This window comes from Fictibacillus nanhaiensis (assembly GCF_023715445.1).
GTDB lineage: Bacteria > Bacillota > Bacilli > Bacillales > Fictibacillaceae > Fictibacillus > Fictibacillus nanhaiensis_D.
Genome location: NZ_JAMBOD010000001.1, coordinates 195,803 through 218,304 on the forward strand (window position 1 = coordinate 195,803; position 22,502 = coordinate 218,304).

At 36.1% G+C, this 22,502-nt stretch carries 20 protein-coding genes; 15 read left to right on the top strand and 5 right to left on the bottom strand.

The window, feature by feature from the left end; genetic code table 11:
• Positions 1-50 precede the first annotated feature (50 nt).
• Together M3196_RS01055 and M3196_RS01060 are read right to left on the bottom strand one after the other, a co-directional pair.
• The gene (locus M3196_RS01055; RefSeq protein WP_251321690.1) at positions 51-1,145 is read right to left on the bottom strand and encodes an AbrB family transcriptional regulator; all 1,095 of its coding nucleotides are present in this window, start codon (positions 1,143-1,145) and stop codon (positions 51-53) included.
• A 96-nt stretch (positions 1,146-1,241) separates the two neighbouring features.
• Positions 1,242-1,880, bottom strand: coding sequence for a YczE/YyaS/YitT family protein (locus tag M3196_RS01060; RefSeq protein ID WP_251320410.1), 639 nt, complete (start codon positions 1,878-1,880; stop codon positions 1,242-1,244).
• A gap of 159 nt (positions 1,881-2,039) precedes the next feature.
• Here M3196_RS01060 and aac(6') point away from each other — a divergent pair, with 159 nt between their 5' ends.
• A complete protein-coding gene (gene aac(6') / locus M3196_RS01065; RefSeq protein WP_251320411.1) occupies positions 2,040-2,483 on the top strand; it encodes an aminoglycoside 6'-N-acetyltransferase in 444 nt (147 codons plus the stop codon).
• Here the strand turns inward: aac(6') and M3196_RS01070 are convergent.
• Positions 2,480-2,746 carry a hypothetical protein gene (locus M3196_RS01070; RefSeq protein WP_251320412.1) on the bottom strand — a complete coding sequence of 89 codons (267 nt, stop codon included), beginning with the start codon at positions 2,744-2,746 and terminating at the stop codon, positions 2,480-2,482. The genes aac(6') and M3196_RS01070 overlap by 4 nt on opposite strands.
• 278 nt (positions 2,747-3,024) lie before the next feature.
• Here M3196_RS01070 and galT point away from each other — a divergent pair, with 278 nt between their 5' ends.
• The 9 genes from galT to M3196_RS01115 all read left to right on the top strand — a co-directional run bounded on the left by galT (position 3,025) and on the right by M3196_RS01115 (position 11,902).
• The gene (gene galT / locus M3196_RS01075) at positions 3,025-4,011 is read left to right on the top strand and encodes a galactose-1-phosphate uridylyltransferase (protein WP_251320413.1); all 987 of its coding nucleotides are present in this window, start codon (positions 3,025-3,027) and stop codon (positions 4,009-4,011) included.
• Positions 4,012-4,130: 119 nt separating this feature from the next.
• The gene (locus tag M3196_RS01080) at positions 4,131-5,810 is read left to right on the top strand and encodes a DUF6044 family protein (RefSeq protein WP_251320414.1); all 1,680 of its coding nucleotides are present in this window, start codon (positions 4,131-4,133) and stop codon (positions 5,808-5,810) included.
• 19 nt (positions 5,811-5,829) lie between these two features.
• The gene (locus tag M3196_RS01085; RefSeq protein WP_251320415.1) at positions 5,830-6,867 is read left to right on the top strand and encodes a glycosyltransferase; all 1,038 of its coding nucleotides are present in this window, start codon (positions 5,830-5,832) and stop codon (positions 6,865-6,867) included.
• A complete protein-coding gene (locus M3196_RS01090) occupies positions 6,821-7,255 on the top strand; it encodes a GtrA family protein (protein ID WP_251320416.1) in 435 nt (144 codons plus the stop codon). The genes M3196_RS01085 and M3196_RS01090 overlap by 47 nt, the downstream gene beginning before the upstream one ends.
• A 12-nt stretch (positions 7,256-7,267) precedes the next feature.
• Positions 7,268-7,843, top strand: a complete 576-nt coding sequence (locus M3196_RS01095; RefSeq protein WP_251320417.1) for a hypothetical protein — start codon at positions 7,268-7,270, stop codon at positions 7,841-7,843.
• Between the two features lie 184 nt (positions 7,844-8,027).
• A complete protein-coding gene (gene tnpA / locus M3196_RS01100) occupies positions 8,028-8,510 on the top strand; it encodes an IS200/IS605 family transposase (RefSeq protein ID WP_251320418.1) in 483 nt (160 codons plus the stop codon).
• 271 nt (positions 8,511-8,781) lie between these two features.
• Entirely contained in the window at positions 8,782-9,729 is a 948-nt protein-coding gene (locus M3196_RS01105) for a DUF6454 family protein (RefSeq protein ID WP_251320419.1), read from the top strand.
• 117 nt (positions 9,730-9,846) lie between these two features.
• Positions 9,847-10,611, top strand: a complete 765-nt coding sequence (locus M3196_RS01110; protein WP_251320420.1) for a MerR family transcriptional regulator — start codon at positions 9,847-9,849, stop codon at positions 10,609-10,611.
• Positions 10,612-10,723: 112 nt separating this feature from the next.
• Entirely contained in the window at positions 10,724-11,902 is a 1,179-nt protein-coding gene (locus M3196_RS01115; protein ID WP_251320421.1) for an alanyl-tRNA editing protein, read from the top strand.
• A gap of 45 nt (positions 11,903-11,947) precedes the next feature.
• Here the strand turns inward: M3196_RS01115 and M3196_RS01120 are convergent, their stop codons facing one another.
• On the bottom strand, positions 11,948-13,351 hold the full coding sequence (locus tag M3196_RS01120) for a hypothetical protein (protein ID WP_251320422.1): 1,404 nt from the start codon (positions 13,349-13,351) through the stop codon (positions 11,948-11,950).
• A 109-nt stretch (positions 13,352-13,460) separates the two neighbouring features.
• Complete coding sequence (locus tag M3196_RS01125) at positions 13,461-14,483, bottom strand: acyltransferase (RefSeq protein ID WP_251320423.1); 1,023 nt, start codon at positions 14,481-14,483, stop codon at positions 13,461-13,463.
• Between the two features lie 221 nt (positions 14,484-14,704).
• On the opposite strand from M3196_RS01125, the gene M3196_RS01130 reads away from it, so the two are divergent.
• From M3196_RS01130 to M3196_RS01150, 5 genes are all read left to right on the top strand, one after another.
• Positions 14,705-18,007 carry a DUF2157 domain-containing protein gene (locus tag M3196_RS01130; protein ID WP_251320424.1) on the top strand — a complete coding sequence of 1,101 codons (3,303 nt, stop codon included), beginning with the start codon at positions 14,705-14,707 and terminating at the stop codon, positions 18,005-18,007.
• Positions 18,008-18,076: 69 nt separating this feature from the next.
• Positions 18,077-19,294, top strand: a complete 1,218-nt coding sequence (locus M3196_RS01135) for an MFS transporter (RefSeq protein ID WP_251321691.1) — start codon at positions 18,077-18,079, stop codon at positions 19,292-19,294.
• Between the two features lie 198 nt (positions 19,295-19,492).
• Positions 19,493-20,353: an aminoglycoside 6-adenylyltransferase gene (locus M3196_RS01140; protein WP_251320425.1), complete on the top strand. Its 861-nt coding sequence runs from the start codon at positions 19,493-19,495 to the stop codon at positions 20,351-20,353.
• Positions 20,354-20,504: 151 nt separating this feature from the next.
• Positions 20,505-21,314 carry an adenosylmethionine decarboxylase gene (gene speD, locus M3196_RS01145; protein ID WP_251320426.1) on the top strand — a complete coding sequence of 270 codons (810 nt, stop codon included), beginning with the start codon at positions 20,505-20,507 and terminating at the stop codon, positions 21,312-21,314.
• 166 nt (positions 21,315-21,480) lie between these two features.
• Positions 21,481-22,497 (top strand): tripartite tricarboxylate transporter substrate binding protein, encoded by a 1,017-nt coding sequence (locus M3196_RS01150; protein WP_251320427.1) that lies wholly within the window; start codon positions 21,481-21,483, stop codon positions 22,495-22,497.
• Positions 22,498-22,502 lie beyond the last annotated feature (5 nt).

A 22,502-nucleotide genomic window follows, 5' to 3' on the forward strand; every position in this document is an offset into this window, starting at 1 on the left:
ATGCAATATGTAAGCATGGGGGATTTTTGAGTGTTTAATACTGTGAACTATCACTTGTTTTTTAACTCTTTTTTCTTCATACTGATTCCCAATATTAATTTTAATAGGGGGGGTACAGCAAAAAAGATAAATAGAATTCTAAATAATTGATACCCGGTAATCATGGAAACATCAGCATCTAACTCATGACCTATTATACCCATTTGATCTGCACCACCAGGAGCAAGACTTAGAAAACTTGTTATTGAAGAAAAGTGAAACTGCCAAACAAGCACAAAGCTTAATCCAAGAGAAATACAAACGAGCAGTATACTGCTGAATAAAGCAACAGGAATGATTCTGGCTTTATGTTTTATTTTTTCTGGTTTTAATAGTAAACCGATATATCCTCCGATCATAAATTGAGAGATATCAAGAACAACAGAAGGTAGCGGAGGTCCTGGAATACCATAGATGTTTAGTATCGCTATACCTAGAATCGGTCCTAATAGATAGGCAGTTGGCAATTTTATCTTTTTTCCTATAAAAGCCACTAGGACGGAAAATATAGCAAATAAAATAATTTGAGGGAAAAAAGATTGTTGTGCAGTACTGCTGATAATAAAAGGGGAATTTTCTAATCCAGCCCTGGAGAACAAGGGACTAAAAAGAAGAAATGGAACGAAAAAGATGATCATGATTACCCTGATAACTTGAAAAAAAGTAACAGTGGTAATATCAATACCCTTCGTTTCTTCAGCAAACGTAATAATTTGAGACAACCCACCAGGAATGCTGCTAGTCAAAGCAGTAGGAAAATTAATTTTTGTAAGACGGGAAATGATAAAAGCCATTGCTGTACAGATCATTAAAAGGAGTATGGTCATAAATGCCATGGATGGCAGGTGTAATGTCATGGTTATAAGCGTATCTTTTGTAAAAGATAGCCCGATTGAATAACCGACAATAATTAATGCGGTATTTCTGATTGATATCGGCCAGTACAATTGAATCATTGTAAAATGAGAAGCAATTAATACTCCTGACATCGAACCTAATAACCAAGGAATGGGAACGTGGAAGATGGAAAAAATGCAACCTCCAATGAATGCGAAAAAAAGTGCAGCCGACATTTGAAGAATGCGATTATTTTGATGATCCTGCATAAATTTCACAACAAAACCTTCTTTTGTTACTATTTTTTTTAGGCTTGCTTACTATATTGTAGCACAATATAGAACCAAACTGTTAGCTGAAAACCTTCAACTAGCTGCTTTCTTTTTCTCATAAAAAGATTCTATCATGTGATCAAGCATTCTCGAACACCAATGAAAGGACGCCTGGAAAATTGGACTTTGAATGAAAGTGTAAATAAAAGTAAATAAGAAAACAGGTCCTCCAATTAATAAACCTATTAACAACACAAAGCATTCCATTATAATTCTGACTTTGCTGATAGAAATTCCCGTTTTTTCAGAAATGGACAGCATAAATCCATCCCTTGGTCCTGCACCTATTCCAGCTGCAGAATACATTCCACCACCAATACCCATCAAAACGATTCCCATAAATAACAGGAACACATCAAATGGAAGGCCTGAAGAACTCGGCAGCAATTGAAAGAATAAAAAAATATCCACCAGCACTCCAACTAAAACAGCATTCAAAAAAGTACCTATGTTTATGTATTTCTTATTTATATTTATTGTTACAGATATTAAAACGAATCCTACGATAATGTTCCAAGTTCCAATCGTAAAATTGAACTTTTCATGTAATCCAATATTTAAAACATCCCATGGGCTAACGCCTAAATCCTTTACCTGGATAGCCATAGCAATTCCATAACTGAAAATGCATAAACCCATTACAAAAAAGAAAATCTTAAGTCCATATCGCATGTATTTCCCTCTTTTCCAGAATTAAGCCTATGAATTAATTAGACTATAAAGGAAAGAAATGAAAAAAGAAACTTTGAAGATTCATATTATTTTTAGGAGAAGGATTTTATTCTTTTTGTCGAATGTAAAGAGAGAAAATAAAAGATAAGAGGGGTATGTATGGTATCAATAGTTGAAGCAAAAGAACTGTATCTTGATCCATTAACTAAAATGGGTATAGACTTATGGCCCAAAAATGATTTTAACGAGTTAAAAAGGGAGTTTTCAGAACTTATATATTCAGCCAAAAATAAGTTATTCCTTTACTTAGTACACGATGAACCAAAAGCCTTTATCCATATTTCAATCAGAAGCGATTATGTTGAAGGTGCAGAATCAAGTCCAACAGGCTTTGTGGAAGGTATATATGTTTCTCCCGATTTTAGAAGGATGGGTATTTCACAAAAACTACTAAAAGAAGGCGAAAGGTGGCTTAAAGAAAAAGGGTGCACTCAAATTGGCTCCGACATTGAACTAGACAATGACTCTAGTTATTATTTCCACACTTCTGTAGGATTTAAAGAAGCCAACCGTTTAATCGCTTTTATTAAAGACATAAATTAAAAAAGCCATAATAGACCTGGCAGCCACATCGAAAGAAACACAATGAACAGCCCCAGAAAAAGTAGGAGTAAACGATTTTGCCAGCTTTTATTTGTTTTAGATGGATAAAGCAGTTTCCATGTTCCCAAAAAGATTAGAACGAAGCCGCTTAAAAACATAATCACCGAAATTGTTCCGCTTGTCTTTAATAAATGGTTACTGAATATCAACGCTGCCACAGCAAATAAAAGAATGATAACCTTTGGATTAAAATGCTGTTTCATATAGGTTCCTCCAAAAAGGCATGGGATCGTAAATCTCATGCAGATTTTTATAAAACTATATTCTTTATCATACAATTTTAATTGTATTAAATATGAAAAAAAGTGTGCAAATACCTAGTAAAACCAAATAAAAGCTAAGTAAAGGAAATCATTCATGTTCTTGAAGTACTTTTAATAAAATGATTTAGAGACCAATTTTCAATAAATAAATCAAGCTGATCATGGATACCGTTTATTCGTACAAACACCTAAGAAAAAATCCTTGAGGGGGGATCCAGTTGGCTGAACTACGTTACAATCCGCTTTTGGATAGCTGGGTAATGGTATCCGCAAAAAGACAATTCAGGCCTTATTTACCTAAAGATGATTGTCCTTTCTGTCCAGGATCAGGGAAAGTACCCGATCAATATGATGTTCATGTTTTCCACAATGATTATCCTGTGCTTAGAGCTGAACCTCCGGAACCAGAAGAGGTAGGTGGAGGCTTGTATAAAACAAGAGAAGCTTTAGGCAGGTGTGAGGTCATTCTGTACGCTCCAGATCATCATGCTACAATTCCTGACCTTACAAGAACACAAATGAAACGAGTGATAGATCTTTGGACAAAAACGTTTGATAAACTAGATAAAGATCTGAATCACAAATATGTAATGATTTTTGAGAACAGAGGGGAAGAAGTCGGTGTTACAATTACTCATCCTCATGGGCAGATTTATGCTTATCCTTTTATTCCTCAAAAAGTAAGGGTTGAATTAGATAACTGTAAAAGTTATTTTCTAAAAACAGGACGAAATATGTTTGATGACATGATTAATGAAGAGAAACGATTTGGTCAAAGGGTAATATTAGAAAATGATTATTTTATTGCATTTATTCCGTTTTTTACTGATACTCCTTTTGGTCTATTTGTAGTAAGTAAAGAGAATAAAACGGCTTTAACTGATTTTACCGAAGAAGAGAAAACAGCTTTAGGTGATATTCTCCAAGAAGTAATCGGAGGTATGGATCATTTATTTAACAGGACATTCCCATATATGATGGGTATTCATGGCAGGCCAAGCAACTCTGAAAATGTTGAAAGCTTTTATCGTTTTCACATTGAGTTTTATTCTCCATTACAATCGAAGGAAAAGTTAAAGTTGAATGCAGCTTCTGAAACGGCTGGCTGGGCAGTAGCTATACCGACTAGAGCAGAGGACAATGCTTTACTTTTAAGGCAAGCCATTCAGGCTTTTTGGAATAACGGCGGAATAAAAAATGAATAACCCTTAATTTTCCAGGCACTTTTAAAGTGTCTTTTTTTATTGGCCATGTAAAGGGTATACATTAATTTTTTTATGTTAACCCTTATTAACGACTCTATTTGAATGATGGGGTGTTCGTATTGTCTTTTAAAAGTTTTGCTGTTAGTGAACAAAAACTGATATATATTGCATTCTTAATTATCCTTCTATATTTATCTCCTTTGTTTATTTTTGGGGAAAACGCACATATCCGGGTTCATGATAACCTGGACTCGAATCTCGCTTGGTATAAAGTTCTTAAAGAAAGCGGACAATTGTTTGGCGGGGTGAACTCTACCATTCCTCAGATAATTAACGGACTTCCCAGGAACGCACTTGGAACAGAATTTAGCGGTATTGTCTGGCTTCACTCTATTTTTCCTACAATGACTGCTTATGCGTTAAGCCAGACTATAACACGGCTTTTTGCATTTTTAGGTATGTATTTGTTGTTAAAAAAACATTTCTTAAGCGACAAAAAATATGTTCTGATTACCATTGGAACTGCGCTCGCATTTGCACTGACCCCTTTTTGGCCATCAGGGATGCTCAGCACTCTTGGGATGCCTTTAGCATTATGGGCATTCTTGAATATTCGGAAAGGCGAAAGAGGTTGGAAGAATTATCTTGTTCTTGCTCTGTTGCCACTTTACTCAAGTTTTGTTTTAGGTTTTTTCTTCTTTTTATTTGCAATAGGTGTTTTTTGGCTTACAGATGTTATTCGAGGTAAAGGATGGAATTGGCGTTTCTTTCTTTCAATCGCAATTATGACATCTATATTTCTTATCGTTGAATATCGTTTAGTCTATTCATTTATCTTTGACGAAGAACCAAATACAAGAGATGAATATTTTCACGCAAGACTGCCATTCTGGTGGGTAACCAGGCTTACATTTAAAAACTTTGTCCTCGGCCATACTCATGTCATGACTGTACATGGTTTGTTTATTCTGCTGGTTACCATTCTTGCTTTAATCGTAGTCATTTGTAAAAGACTTTGGAAGCAGGAGAAAGTATTTGTTTTTTTATTTGCGCTTAATTTCGGTTTATCCGCTTGGTATGCATTTTGGTTTTATAAAGGCTGGCTTCCATTAACTGAAAGATTTCATTTTATGGATACCTTTAATTTTGCGAGATTTCACTTCTTACGTCCTTTAGTGATTTATATGGGCTTTGCTTTGGGTCTTAAAATTATCTGGGACGATAATAAAACACTAAAAAATACCGTTCCATACTTTCTACTCAGCCAAATTATATTGTTGTTTTTGTTTAATGACGAGATTATCTATCGGAAAAAGCCAACAGTGAAAGAATTCTATGCTGAAGAACTTTTTGAGAATATAAAACAACATATTGATCGTCCCTTAAGCAGCTATCGGGTTGCAAGCATTGGGATACATCCCGCTATCGCCCAATATAATGGATTTTACACGCTAGATACTTACAATAATTTCTATCCATTAACATACAAATACGCCTTTCGGGAAATAATGGATAAAGAATTAGCAAAGAACAAACGGCTGCGCACCTACTATGATGAGTGGGGAGGACGCTGTTATATTTTTACAGACCAGCTAGGCAAGCATTATATGTTTAAAAAGAATTCCAAGAAAACGTTAAATAATCTGGAGTTAAATATGGAACCATTTAAACAGCTTGGCGGAGAATATATTTTTTCGGCTCTGCCTATAGAAAATGCATCTGAAATAAAATTGCAGTTAGAAAACGTTTTTGAATCCGGTACATCCGCATGGAAAATCTATTTATACAAAGCAATGTAAACAGCCAGGAGGTACTTACATGAAACAGCCCGTTTTAACAATTGTTGTTCCGTGCTACAACGAAGAAGAAGTATTGCCAATTACGATCGATACATTGCATGTTCTGCTGAAAAGAATGATATCAGAAGAACTTATTTCGGATGAAAGCAAGCTATTATTTGTTGATGATGGCAGCAGGGATCAAACATGGACCATTATTCATAAAGAAAGTTTAAGAAATGAAAATGTAAGAGGTTTAAAGCTTTCTGGCAATGTCGGTCATCAAAACGCTTTGCTTGCCGGACTATTTTCAGCAAAAGAAACTTCTGACTGTGTTTTATCGATTGATGCTGATCTACAAGATGATATTACTGTAATACCTCAATTTATTGAACAGTTCAATAAAGGCTGTGACATTGTCTATGGCGTTAGAAAAAAAAGGGACTGCGATACATTTTTTAAACGGAATACAGCGGAATACTATTATAAGTTCATGAACAAAATGGGCGTAAATCTGGTTTATAATCATGCAGATTTTCGTTTGATGAGTAAGAGGGCTTTAATGGAGTTGGAAAAGTTTGATGAAGTGAATATGTTTTTAAGAGGGATCGTTCCTCTTATCGGATTTAAAACATCCTCTGTCTTTTATGACCGGAAGGAAAGATTAGCTGGAGAAACAAAGTACCCGCTTAAAAAGATGCTGTATTTTGCCTTTGACGGCATCACTTCTTTTTCTGTAACTCCTATCCGTTTTGTGCTCCTGACAGGGCTGATTTCTTTTTTTGTAAGCTTATTGTTTGGTGTGTATTTTTTAGCCTTAAAGTTTATCGGAAATACCGAGACTGGGTGGACATCACTTATTACATCCATTTGGCTAATCGGAGGACTTCAGCTTATTGGCATCGGTTTAATTGGTGAATATATCGGAAAAATCTACAAAGAATCCAAGCGGCGTCCTAAATACATCGTTGAAACAGACTCGAATAATTTTCCAAAAACTCTTCAATTAAAAAATACGCAGAGAGCAAAAGATGAATCATATAATCTCAACCTTCGAAAACTTCCTGAAACCAACTAATCCTTTTTTCAAATTCATTATAGTTGGAGTCATCAATACGTGTATTGGGCTTTCAGTCATTTTTATACTAATGAACGGATTTCATACAGGCTATTGGCCAGCAACATTTATAGGCAATGTGGTAGGTGCTGCAGTTAGTTATATTTTGAATCGGAATTTCACATTTCAAAGTAAGGCTTCGGTCGGAGGCAGCAGTATCCGCTTTTTATCAGTTATTCTGATTTCTTATATGGGAGCTTATAGCCTAAGTGATCAAATCATAACCGCTGCATTTCATCATATAAGTCTTGAAGTTCTTACTAATAAAGAAGTATCTGTACTATTAGGTTCTTGTTTATATACGGCAGCTAATTATACAGGGCAAAAATATTTTGTTTTTAAACGTTGAGGTGACCATACTATGAAACGAAAGTTCCTTCTGATTTTAAGTATCGCATATACCGTTTTTATGGCTTACCTTTGTTTTTATTATTTCACAAAAGGCGAAACACATAGTTATCAGGTAGCTTTCGGTGGAATCTTTTGTGGACTCGTGCCATTATGTTTAATTCTTTTTACAAAGATCAAATTTAATATGCCAATTATGCTTTCTTATTTTGCTTTTCTTTTAGCCTCACAGTATTTAGGTTCGATCTTAGGTTTTTATCACCTTGGCTGGTGGGATACCTTTTTACATCTTTTAAGCGGAGCTTTATTGGCGTTTGTGGGAATCGCTCTTTTTGAACGTATGACGCATCAGCATGCAAGAAGGGATATTTCATACTGGCTTGTATTTCTTTTCGTTCTCTCGTTTTCGGTTTTTGGAGGAGTGGTCTGGGAAATCTATGAGTTCAGTATGGATCAATTCTTATCCATGACGTTACAGGGCGGAGGCAATTTTGATACGATGATCGATTTGATCGCAGATACGGCGGGAGGAATGCTAATTGCCATTATAGCTTCAGTAAAAACTAAAAAAAGGTTTAAAATGTCCTAATTACAAATCTGTTTTGGTAAACCATTGTAGAAATTACAATGGTTTTTTTATTTATAAAATTGAAAACCCTAGGCTCGGCCTAGGGTTCCAAAAAGCTTACAGCGAGGTATTAAAAAAAACTCTTCCGAGATGCTAAAATAATTTTGGTTCGCCAACCAATATTCCAGCATCGGAGGAGTTTTCATTGTCAAAAGACATAAATAGTTTAGCACACACAAAATGGAATTGTAAGTATCACATCGTATTCGCACCAAAGTATAGAAGGCAAGTGATATATGGAAAGATCAAGAAAGACATAGGAGAAATTTTACGGACACTGTGTGAGAGAAAAGGTGTAGAAATCATTGAAGCAACAGCTTGTCGGGATCATGTACATATGTTAGTCAGCATTCCACCGAAACTAAGTGTGTCTGCATTCGTAGGATATCTAAAAGGAAAAAGTAGTTTAATGATATTTGATCGTCATGCCAACCTAAAATATCGATATGGGAACCGAAAATTTTGGTGTACCGGTTTTTATGTAGATACAGTAGGCAGAAACAAAAAAGTGATAGAAGAATATATTCGAAATCAAATTCAAGATGATGTAGTCGCAGAACAAATAAGCATGATGGAATATATTGATCCATTCACAGGCGAAGAGGTAAAGAAAAAACAACGGAAGTAACCAGGAGGCCTTTGAGGTCTGGCCCGTAGAAGTAGTGCACCTGGCGAACCCTTCAGAAGCCCTTTAGGGCATGGCCAGTAACAAAGGCTTCCAGCCGCAGAGAAAACCACCCGTTCTCACGGGTGGTTTTTATTTTCCAAATTAAATCGTATACGGAATATGTAATTGTTTTTTTACATAATTACAAAGGTCCTTTTACTTTGGCTTAATAACAGTTTAGTAAGGTAAAGAAGATACATCAAGAGGCTTTAAGAATCTGAGGAGGATATTAATGAAAAAAATAATGCTTACACTAGCCGCTGCTGCTACTATTGGATCAGTTACCACAGCATTTGCAAATCCAGATGTTCTACAATCAAGTTCAGACGGAAAACAATTTGAAGAAAAATTTAAGCAGCTTTCCCGTAATACAGCTTGGGAAGAGAAGGAAAAGATTGATTTAGAGTTTAACACCTACCATCCACAAGGCATGACAAAAATAGGAGATTTATTCTACATGTCTTCTGTCGAAATCATTGAAAAACCTGTAAAATATGAGCAGCCTCGTGACGGTTATGACCGAACTCCAGGGAAAGGAGTCGGCCACCTTTTCGTTTTCAATCATGAAGGGAAGCTTTTAAAAGATATTGAACTTGGGGAAGGGAATATGTACCATCCTGGAGGCATTGCTTTCGATGGAGAGTCTATTTGGGTATCCGTTGCCGAATATCGACCAGACAGTGAATCCATCATTTATAAAGTGGATCCTGAAACGATGAAATCGCAGGAAATGTTTAGAACGGATGATCATATCGGTGGAATTTTACGGGACGGTAATAAAGGAAACCTCAAGGCTGTTAGCTGGGGTTCAAGAACATTTTACGAGTTTGACCAAAAAGGGAAAGTAGTAAGCAAAACCAAGAATCCAAGTCACTTCATCGATTATCAGGATTGCGAAGATGCAGGGAAAGAGAATATGACTTGCAGCGGAATCACAGAACTTCCGCAGCCTGGAACCGAATCAGCAAAATATGAATTAGGCGGACTAGCTTTATTAAATAAGAAAACAATGAAAATTGAACACGAACTCCCAATTTCACTTTTTTCAACCCAGGGACATACCGTTACACGTAATCCTGTATATGTAGAAAATACAGATCAAGCATTACAATTATATGCTATACCGGATGATGACAACTCTTCAATGCTTGTTTACGAACCAAAATTAAATACAAAATAAAGACTGATAACTAAAACACTTTGAGAAGATCAAAGTGTTTTTTAATTTTTAATACAAATAACTATTGACCTTTACGCAGCGTAAAGGTGTAGAGTGAAATTGTCAGGAGGTGATCACATGGAATATACCGTACAAAAGCTGGGCATGCTGGCTGGAGTCAGTACCAGAACATTGCGTTATTATGATGAGATTGGAATTCTTAAGCCGGCAAGAATCAACTCATCCGGATATCGCATCTATGGACAGGCAGAAGTCGATAAACTTCAGCAGATCTTATTTTACAAAGAACTAGGGCTCCATTTAGACAAAATAAAAGATTTAGTAAACTCTCCTTCTTTTAATGCTGCAAAAGCTCTAAGCGAACACCGTGAACAGCTCCTCGACAAACGATCACAGTTAGACAGGTTAATCGCCAATGTGGAAATGACGATTGCTTCTAACGAAGGGAGAATTACGATGACTGATAAAGAGAAATTTGAAGGTTTCAAGCAAAAAATGGTGGAAGATAATGAGCAAAAATACGGCAAAGAAATCCGTAAAAAATATGGGGATAACGCCATAAACAATTCTAACCAGAAAGTTTTAAATATGACTCAGGAACAACATGATGAAGTAACAAGACTTGCGGAAGAATTACATTCTGTTCTTGCAGAAGCGTACAAAACAGGTGACCCATCAAGCGATCTCGCTCAAAAAGCAGCTGATCTGCATAAACAATGGCTGACCTATTACTGGAGTGAATACAGCAAGGAGGCACATGCAGGGCTTGCACAAATGTATGTAGATGATAAAAGATTTACGGCTTATTATGATAAAGAACAGCCCGGAACAGCAGAATTTTTAAGAGACGCCATTCACATTTTTACAGGCATGAAACAGTAAGAGTTATAGCGGATACTCATAAAAAGGGATAACGATTTGTTATCTCTTTTTTTATTTTCTAATCCAGATGGTTTACACTGATTATAGAGACTTAGAAGAGGATGGGTTATTCATGACAGAAAAAATATACTATACTTCACCCTATACAAAGGAATGGGAAACGAAAATAAAGGATTCGTTTATTAAGGAAAAGCAATATTATGTCATTTTAGAGAAGACTGCTTTCTATCCAACGGGCGGTGGACAGCCTAATGACAGGGGAACGATAAACGGAATTGATGTTTTGGATGTCTTTACTGAAGATGGAGTAGTTGTGCATAAGATTGAGAGGCTTCCCGAAACTTCAAAAGCTTCCTGTACATTAAACTGGAAAAGAAGATTCGATCACATGCAGCATCACAGCGGACAACATTTATTGTCAGCGGTATGTTATTCATTATTCGATGCTAAGACAGTGAGCTTTCATCTTGGCCAGGATTATGTAACCATTGATCTTGAGATTCCTGAACTTAGTCAAATGCAATTGAACAACATTGAACAAACGGTAAACGAAGAAATCTATAATAACAGAAACATACATACCTTTTTTGTAACCAAAGAAGAAGTAAAAGAGCTTCCTCTGCTTAAAATGCCAAAGGTAACAGAGGATATTAGAATCGTGGAGATTGAAGGTATTGAATATAATGCTTGCGGTGGTACTCATGTTTCAAGAACCGGTGAGATTGGAATTATTAAATTATTTAAAACCGAAAAGCAAAAAGGTATTGTAAGGCTGTATTTCAAATGCGGAACTCGTGCCCTTCAGCATATTAATGAAAGCCAGCAAATTTTAGGCAAAATTTCTGCAAAATTTAACACTGGACGAAGCCAAGTCCTGGATCGTCTTGAAAAATGGGAAGAGGAAAAGAAAAAGCTTGAAACGGAATTAGTAAAGATGAGGGAAGAAAATTACTCTTTCCTTGCAAAAGATCTTCTTTTAAAGAAAGAAGATGATTTTCTTTCTTATGTCTTTGAGGACAAGCCGTTTGATGAATTAAAAGATCTCGCTATTAAGATGGCACATGAACATAATTTGTTTATTTTATTTGCTTCAGCTTTGGAAAATAAGACAATTGTGGTTCATAACGGAACAAAAACCGTTTCATGCGGTAAGTTTTTGAAAGAAAACTTGGGAACTTTTGATGGAAAAGGTGGAGGAAATGACAAAACTGCACAAGCAGGTTTTCAAACAAAGGAAGATACACTGAATTTCTTTGAATTTGCCCGCAAGGAATTAATGAAATATACATGATTATACAAAGAAGGAGTGCAGAGATTAACTGCACTCCTCTTCTTATCAAATTAAAAAGATGGCTACAATGGTTGTAACAACTAAACCGATAGTCACGGGCTTTAAGTTTCTTCTTGCTAGCTCAAAGGGATCTACACCGCAAATTGCAGCCGCAGGAATTAATGCCCATGGCACCAAAGTTCCTCCACCAACCCAAATTGCAGCAATCTGACCTAACGCTGTAAGAGTAGCCGCTCCCGCACCGATTGCCGTACCAAAGATATTTGCAACAGAACCAGCCAGTGAAATTCCTGAGAATCCTGAGCCATCAAGACCAGTAATCGCACCCACAGCTGTTAAAGTAACAGCTCCAATCTCTTTGCTTAAAGGAACGACTGAAGCCAAAGCCAAGCCTAAATCATTTACTATACCATGTGATGTCTTTGGCAAGAACTCACCAATAATTTTGGTAAAGCCAGAATCACCTAAATAAAAGAATGCGGCAATCGGTATGACAGGACCAAAAACTTTGAATCCAAACTGAAAGCCATCAATCATATAAGAAGTTGTTTTTTCAAGCCCTTTATTTTTATGGCTGACCATTGTGATCAGTAAAAGTATAAATACAGAAGTACCACCAATTAATGCAGTTGCATCTCCGCCCTGAAGCTTCAGAATAGACATTGCCGCAACATCCAGTGCAAACATAATAGGGATCAATAGAGCAAAGAATCGCTTTTGACTGTTTGTAAGAAGATTCACTTTGTGTTCAGAAGGCGATTCTTTTACTGACTCATCTGTTACTCCCGTTGAAGCAGTAAGCTTACCAGATTTTAAATCTCTTCTTAAAAAATAGAAAGCTGCTACTGTCGTTACTAACCCCATCACAAAAACAAGCGGAATGCTGGCACTGATTACTTCACTAACCGGAAGTCCTGCTGCATCAGCTGTTAATTTAGGTGCGGCTTGAATAATAAAGTCACCAGATAACGCAATACCATGACCAAATAGGTTCATAGCCATTGCAACACCAAGTGCCGGCAAACCTACGCGGATGGCGACAGGAAGCAGAACAGCACCCATTAAGGCAACAGCAGGAGACGGCCAGAAAAACCAGGAAATCACCATCATCAATATTCCAATCGTCCAATAAGCAAGGGCTGGCGTTCGAATAAGCTTTGAAAATGGTGAGATCATTACGTCATTAATGCCTGTTGTAGTTAACGTTCTGCTCATGGCAACAATAATGGATATTACGAGGATAGTAGGGAGAAGCTCGGTAATGGCATAAATGAAACTATTAAATATACTGCTTATGGAACCGCTTAAAGAGCCGGTAGCAGTGATTGCAATTAAAAAGATACCAACGATGCAGATCAGTGTTGTATCCCGTCTCTTAACCATAAAACCTATAATTACACCAATAAAAACTACATAAATCCAATGCAGCGCTGTAAGTTCAACGCCCATTTAAATACCTCCCCTGTGAAATGGGTATTTAGCCCTTTCGTAATGTAATACAGAATATGTCGGGAAGGGGAAGAGGTGAGAGTTATGAAGTCAACTTATGCTTTACTGGTCATTCCTTTATTTCCGATTTCATTTGTTGAAGAAAATGATAAGTATAATACGAAATAATGAAAATAAAAATAGTATAAAAAACATTCCAGATGAAATTCTCAGTTAGCAGCTGTTTTACATCTAAATATTTTAGTGCGTTATTAATCAGGTCCAAGAAAAACACATGGATAATATAGATGCCAAGCGCGTTCCCGCCCACTTTTGTAATCCACAATCCTTTGCCGATCTTTTTATTATTCAGGGCAAAGAAGAATAGAAAAGCAGTAACCAGAATCGTTGAGAAAAAGTATTCACCATGACTGCCGTCCAAAACTTTGTCTAAGAGATATCCTTCCATTACTTGAATTAAGGAACAGATAATCGCTAAACCGAGATAGGTTATACCGCTTATTTTTCTTAGTTTATTAAAATGCTTGTTAACAGCAAAGCTTACTCCTAATGTTGTATAAAACAAACCAAAGAAGAGAGCATCACGTGTAGTACTTACTGGTAAGTCGAAGAACATTGTATATGCCTGACCTAAAAGACCGAGTAAGTTTAGGACGATGCTTATGGCGAATAGCAGATTTATTTTTTTCATTCTAAAGAATACATAAATGATGACAGTGCTCCATATTAATGCGGTTAAGAACCATAGCTGATAGCCGCTAGTTCCTTTGCCGTAATATAATAAGTTTAATAACGTAAATTTATCAAAGTATTTAATTAGACTTTCCTGAACCTCATTTCCCTTAAGAAAAACAAAAAGAACATCATAAATCGTATAAAAGATCAGCCAAACAAAATAGATCTTCATCAACTTAATTACATAGCTTTTTAGATAGATAAACGAGGCATTCTTTTGTATCATTTTTTGTGCAAAAAAATAACCCGAAGCAGCAAAGAAAAAGGGTACAGCGAACCTGGCAATATTATCAATAATAAAATAGCCAGTAAAACCATCTAACGGAAATATATGTAAAACGACCACAGCAAGTATGGCAAAAAACTTGATAAAGTCTATTGAATAAATCCGCTCCATTTATTCGCCTCCTATTTCTGTAACTAAACCCTAACAGTATTCACAAAACCTCATAAATTCAAAATCATTACAGGAAATTAAAATAGTATATAGTGACACCATTTTTCAATTACTGTAAAATTATTACTATCGCGATTGATAATTCAGAGGAGATAACCGGTGTTATCTCTTTTCTTTTTCATACATACATTCAACAGAGGTGTTAATAGGGGGGATACATAATGGATGAGCTCAGATTTGTAAGGGACTTAAATGAGCTGAAAAAAGGCGGGTATTTAAAAGAAAAAGACTACCTGACAGTAATCGAAGGGTATCACAGATATGTAGATGATCGGAAAGTAAAGAAAACATTGATAAAAGCTGAACCAGTAAAACAAGAAATAATCCAGCCAAAACAAATAAAATCTTTAGCTCAGCCGAAGCCTAAAATTGAATTAACACCTGAACAGAAAAGAGAACGGAACATTACATCATTAATGGCGGCTGGAGTCATCCTTCTTTTATTAGGGGGTTTAACACTTGCAACAAGTAATTGGGAAGTATTCAGTTCACTTACTAAAACGATGCTTGTTGGCGGAATCGCTATTTTGTTCGGAGGATTGGGAGCACTTTCTGAAAAAGTGCTGAAGATAAGAAAAACAGCTTTTACATTTTTTGTTTTATTTGCGTTATTCATCCCTATAACCATTCTGTCTGCTGGGTATTTCGAATTATTCGGCAGCTGGCTCAGTTTTTATGGGGAAGGAAGATATGTTCTGGGGGTACTTTCAACCGTTCTGTGTGTTGCGGTCTATTTTTGGTTTGGCCTCTATTTTCAGTCAAAGCTGTTTAGCTGGTTTACTTTTATAGCCGGTTCAATAGGGTATGCCTATGTATTATTAGCTGTCGGTTTAACAAAGCATGCTTTTTATTTTGCTTACGCATTTGGGAATGCCGGATATATTGCTCTTTATCAGGTAAATCGATCAAAACAGCAAAATATATTTCTTAAAACCTTACCCGTCTTTATCCAAGCAAACCTGATTCTATCAACTGTTTTAATCCTTGTTTTATTTGATAATCAGTTTTATCAAAGCTTCAATATTATCCTGACAGCCATTCTTTATTTGGCTATGAGGATGGTTAATCAGAGAAAAGAATACGAGCTATTATTTATTGGATTCATTACGTATGGATTATTCCAGCTCGTACAGCATTCTGTTTTGACAGATTACAGTTTATTGTTAGTTGTCATGATTCCAATTGTTTTATTAATCATTGGGAAGTTTTCAGATAAACGCTTGAATACTTATTATCAATTGGCAAATGGAGCAATTTCTGTATTGGCCTTCTTATTTATTACAGTTAACGGAGTTTTATTATCTGCAGGAGAGGGAAGCGTTTGGCTTTTATTAGGTTACTTAGTTCTTGCTGGTAATTTTATTTATTTATGTTATCTGACTTTATTTTCGTTTTTTAAATACTTGGCACCTTTTTATTTAGTCTGTACATTTATGGAAATGTATCACTTAATGGGGATCTCCTATAGAGAATATTTGGGCTTAGCAATTGGGATATCTGCCGCTTTGTCTTATGGAATCGGGCAATGTCTTAAACCGCTGCACAGGTCCAGTCTGTTCGTTGGGGGAGGGGGTATACTTTTAAGCTTTTTAATAACCTCTTTAACCGAACGTTCCTTACAGGCAAGTATTATATCCTTGATTCTGACAGGTTTGGCGCTTCGACATTTGATGATTGAAAAAGGGGAAAATAAACGAATTTCTGCGTGGTTGGCTTCCGTTTTTATTTTTAGTGCGTTGTTTTATACAGGTATGGCATTTTTGCAGGAGCCGAAACTTTCTTTATCCATGACTTTAGGAAGCATCGTATTACTTGGTTTGCATATTTGGAAAAGGAATGTAGAGATACTTTCCGTTGCTTTTATTTCAATTGCGACTATTTCTGCCATTGTTAATTTCTTAGTTGCTTCTTTCGATGGTAGCTTTACTTGGGTTAAACTGTTATCTTCACTTCTTTTGATAGTATCATTATGGTTCGCCACACAGCACTTTAAAGTAAAAGCTGGATATTCAGGAATTCAGTTCGGATTATTTTTTTCTATATTTTATACTGCAGACTTATTTGGGTTCTCGTTAACAGATAAAAGTTCGCCTTATATTTTTATAGGAATAGCTTACGTATTATTTGTAAGCGGAGAGTTCTTAAAACGCTTTGATGCCAAAAGTGAATATCCAGTTAAAGCTGTATCTCACTTTTTCTTGTTTTTAACCATTGGTTTTTCAATTTTAGTATCTCAAGCAGTACTGCCATATGTATGTATAGCTATCCTTTATGGAATGTATATGCTTCGTGCGTTTAAGGAATATGAAATTAGATTCCACTTCTATGCAGGATTAACAATGCTTGCTATAGCTTTTCATTATTTTATTTTCGAATGGCTCACAAATGAAGGACCAGTTATATTTAGTGTGATACTTGCAGGGTTATATTTCCTTTTAAAGCCGCATTGGAAAGACAGAATTATTATATATACAGTTCCATTTTCACTGTTTTTCCTGGGTGAATATATTTTAAACTGGGGAATAAACCGGCCATACTTATTCATTCACGCAGGATTGCTTATCGGTTTTATTCTTTTCTATCAATCTTTGAAAGGATACTGGAAATATGCCTCGGCTGTGCTTCTCATTTATTTAATGATTGATCTGGAAGAGCTGTTCTTGGTTTATAGGGTTCAATCAGAAATAAAAGCATTCATTTGGTTTATAGCTGGATTCCTTATTTCTGTGGCCGGAATGCTATATTATAACAAGCTATACACCAAAACGCATAAGTATAATGTCGATTTGTTTGCTGTATTCGGAATTATTTATGTGGCTGCAGGGTTTAATTATTCACAAGGAATCCTATCAACAGCAGGACTTTCATTACTTGCAATCCTTTTTTATGTGCAGTCTAAAAGATTATCAGAAATCACGTTGGGAAAAAATGTGCTGCAAACCATATCATGCTTTTTCGTCTTGTTTGCCTATTATTCTTTCATCAATCAATTCGAAATCCCTGTATTGATCCAAACTGAGCTGAACGTGCTGCCTTGGATTCTCTTAAGTTATGTGATTACAAGAAAAACATGGAGAGTACCTGAAAAGACAGCAAACTCCGTTCAATCTTCAATACTCGGAATCATTGCAGCCCTATTAATGATTGATGCCATGCAAAGCTATCAAGTAATGGATGCGATCATTCTTGGTACACTTTCATTTATAAGTATTATCTATGGTTTTATCTCCAGACAAATAAGCTATTTTTTTACAGGCATGATCGTTTTGCTCCTAAATGTCTTAATTCAAACGAGACCGTATTGGGGCAATATGCCATGGTGGGTGTATTTGCTCTTAACTGGCATTCTGCTTATCGGTTTTGCTAGTTTTAATGAGTTTAAGAAGCAAAAAGGAATGGAGTCACCGCCGTTGAAAGATATGATCAAAAAGAAATGGAATCAATGGTTTGGAGAATGGAAATAACAATGGATAGTTAATTAGTTTTTAGGGGGAATTATTTTGAGCGGGGAACAGGTAAAACCCAAAATTACCATGGGTATGCTTTTTAAGAATAAGGTTATACGGACTATATTATTTTCAGTATTTTTTCTTCAAATTGGTATTTGGGTTCGTAACTACTCCATTCTTTTGTATGTAATTGAGAAAACGAATGAGAATCCAATCGCTGTATCATTGATCTCTGTTGCAGAATTTGCACCGATCTTTTTATTCTCTTTTTTAGGAGGTACATTTGCTGATCGATGGAAACCGAAAAAAACAATGATATGGTGTGACTTGCTGAGTGCAGTTTCCATCTTTGCTGTTTTACTGACTTTATTGTTCGGAAGCTGGAAGATCATCTTTTTTGCGACCCTAGTTTCATCTATTTTGTCACAGTTTTCACAGCCATCAGGAATGAAACTGTTTAAGATTCATGTACCAGAAGAGATGGTTCAACTGGGAATGTCCTTGTATCAGACGCTGTTTGCAGTATTTATGATTCTTGGACCAATCATAGGTACGTATGTGTATCAGCAATTTGGCATAAATGCCGCAATAGGTATTATGGGAGTAGCTTTTATCTTATCGGCTGTTATTCTAACTTTATTGCCTCCAGATGAAGAGGTTGAAAGGCAAGAAGAGAAATCTTCCATCTGGCATGAAATGAAGGAAGGTTTTAGTTATGTGTTAAGCAAACGGACGTTAACCTTACTTGGTGCGTGTTTTGCTGTAGCTGGTCTGGCATTAGGTTTAACACAGCCGCTAACTGTTTTTTTAGTGACTGAGCAGTTAGGACTTCCAAAAGAACAGCTTCAATGGCTGATGGCAGCATTCGGAACGGGGATGATTCTTGGTGGGGGCTTAACAATAGGGATGGCAAGTAAAATAAAGCCTCAAATTTTACTGTCTTTAGGGTTGGGAGCAAGTTCTTTAGGATTTTTCATTATGGGTATTTCTACAGAATTCTGGCTTACTCTTACTGCAGAATTCATTAGCGGCTTGTTTATGCCATGCATTCATATTGGTATCAATACACTAATTTTGCAAGGAACCGAATCAAAATTCATCGGACGTGTAAATGGTATACTTAATCCTTTATTTATGGGAGCAATGGTACTTACAATGTCTATCAGCGGCTGGCTCAAAGAAACATTCTCATTAATCTTCATGTTTGAAGGAGCTGCGCTTCTTTTTGCAGTTGGTATCTTAACCATGGTACCTCTTATGAAAAAAACACCAATGGTGCAAACTGAATTACAAAAATCATAAAAAAGAAGAAGCTGGAGTTCACTCACTCCAGCTTCTTTTTTATGAGTCCTTATTTTTTCTATAAAAGCTTTAATTTTTTCCTGCTTGTACTGCTGGATTGCCGTTTTGATTATAAAGTAAATGATATTTTCTTTTAGTAATAGAAGCAGAAAAGGAAATAAGAGCCTTTTATTGAATAAAACCTAAGGAAGAGAAGAAATGAAGGAGTTGTCGACATTATGTGTGGGATTTGGAGTTAAGTATGAGAAAAGAGATTTAAATCTTCCGTTAGTATTGCAAAAACGGAGTGAAGCTATTTTTAAAGACTTATCAAATGATCCAAATGTGCTTGCGTTCTTTTATGGAGGTTCCATTGCAAAGGGAAATGCAGATCTTTTTTCAGACTTGGATCTTCGAATTGTAGTAAATGATGAACACTTTGAAGAGTATAGAATCAACAAAAAGGAACGCGCAAAAAGGTGGGGAGAAGTTCTCTTTTACGAGGATTTCCCATGGGCAGCACATTCAGTAGCTCATTATATTGATTTTGTTAAAGTTGATTCCTTTTATTATATGAAAGAACATTTAATACCCTCCTTATACTTAAAACAAGAAACAAAAATTGTTTATGATCCATATAACATTGTCAATAGTGTCTGGAAAGCCTCTCAGAAATTAACCTATCAATTAAGTGAAGAAGAATTTGAAATCTGGCGCGGCAAGTTTTTTGCTCACATACATGAAGTGTACAGAAGAATAAAACGGGGAGAGTTGTATTACGCTTTAAGTTCTCTTAATATGCTCAGGTGGTCTATTGCTGCCGGATGGGATATGGAGAAAGACAGGCTTCCCAATCAAATGGGGGTATGGTCTACATACGAAGGAAAAAGAAGTCACTTCGAAGAATGGCAAATATCTCGATTGGAAAGCTGGAATAGTGATCGAACCCCAACTCAAATTTTGTCGGTATTACATTCAATCATTCCTGAATTCAAGAGATTGCACAGATCTCTCTGTGATAAACTTTCTATACAAGAAGATCCAATATGGCTTAACGAAATTTTTAATAAAATCATCTAGCATAAATGTCTTAATGGAGGATGAACCATCAGCGGTTTGTCCTCTTTTGTATAGAGGGGAATTATATCTACCGTTTTTCAACCTAAGTTAATGGGTATCATAAATATATTTACTTTTAAAATATTGAAAATCATAAGGGGAATCAATCACTATGACAATCTCACCAGATCAACGAATTACTTTACATGGTTTCAATAACCTGACAAAGTCATTAAGTTTTAATATGTATGATGTTTGTTATACGAAAACAAGGGAAGAACGGGAAGCTTATATAGAATATATCGACGAACAATATAACGCTGAGAGATTGACAAATATACTTCAGACCGTTTCAGATACGATTGGCGCGCATGTCTTAAATGTAGCGAAACAAGACTATGTCCCTCAAGGGGCGAGCGTTACACTTCTTGTTTCGGAAGGACCTGTAGTTGAGGTGCCTACAGATTCGTATGATGATTCAGCAACTGCGATGCCTGAATCGGTGGTGATGCAGTTAGATAAAAGTCATTTGACCGTTCATACCTACCCAGAATTTCATCCAGAAGAAGGGATTAGTACCTTCAGGGCAGATATCGATGTTTCAACGTGTGGAGAAATATCTCCGCTTAAAGCCTTAAACCATCTTATCAATTCTTTTGATACCGACATTGTTACGATGGATTATCGTGTAAGAGGTTTTACGAGAGACATTAAAGGTCACAAACTGTTTATCGATCATGATATTAATTCCATTCAGAATTATCTTTCGGATGATATCAAAAATATGTATGACATGATAGACACTAATATTTATCAGGAGAATATCTTCCACACAAAATGCCGTTTAAAGGAATTTGATTTAAATAATTATCTATTCGGTTACACAAAAAATACATTAGATTCAAAAAGTATCAATGAAATAACAGAGCGTATTCAATCAGAAATCGATGAGATTTTTTACGGAAGAAATATTAAAAAATAAAATATGAAAATAGCTTAGACCTCTGAATTTTTATCAGAGGTCTTTCATAATTCCCATGAACTTTATGAACAAAAAGTTCATTATTTGGTTAAACTTCTTTTTGAAAATTTGCGTGTTAGGATTATAAAAAGATTAAATGAAAGCGCTACCAAAAAGGAGGATACATATGAAAAAAGGAAACTGGAAAAATTGGCTGTTAGCCGGTCTGTTAATACCATCACTCGCAGCATGCAGTACATCCGGATCAAGCAGCAAAACAGGTGATTCAGATTATCCCAAAAAGTCAATTGCAGTCGTCGCTCCATCTGGTGCCGGAGGTGGATGGGATTTGACTGCTCGGTCACTAACTAAAGTGCTTGGGGAAACAAAACTAGTTGACCAAACCATGACAGTTGAAAACAAACCAGGAGGTGGTGGAGCCGTTTATCTAGCTGAATACGCTACACAGCATAAAAAGGATGACTATAAACTGTATGTTAATTCACCTCCAATATTAATCAATAACCTTAAGAAAGAAGGAAACAGTCCATATGGCTATAAAAACACTACGCCGCTTGCTCAATTAACGAAGGATTTTGGAGCGATCGTAGTAAAAGAAGATTCAAAATATAACAGTTTAAAAGAACTGATGGAAGCTGTGAAAAAAGATCCAAAATCAGTAACTGCAGCAGGCGGATCTGCTCCTGGATCAATGGACCACCTTGTGGCTGTTCTTCCTGCTTATAAATCAGGAGTCGATCCAAAATCAGTAAAATACGTTTCCTATGATGGTGGGGGCGAAGCGATCGCCGCATTACTAGGCGGAAATGCAGATTACATCGCAACTGATGCTTCAGCAGTTGGAGAATTTTTAAAAGCCGGAAAAGTTAAAGTACTTGGCGTTTCTGCAACGGAAAGATTAAAAGGTGACTTAGCTGACGTCCCAACTTTTAAAGAAGAAGGAATTGACGCTGATTTCACCATCTGGAGAGGTATCTTTGGACCAAAGGAAATGTCTGATAGCGCAAAAGATTTTTGGACTAAGACACTGAAAGACCTTGATGAAAGCAAAGAATGGCAAGCAGAGCTTGAACGAAACGGCTGGGAATCAGAATTTAAAGATGCCGAAGAGTTTACTTCATTTTTAGAAGAACAGGAAAAACAAGTTGAAGATCTATTAAAGTCATTAGGGATGAACAAATAGTCTGC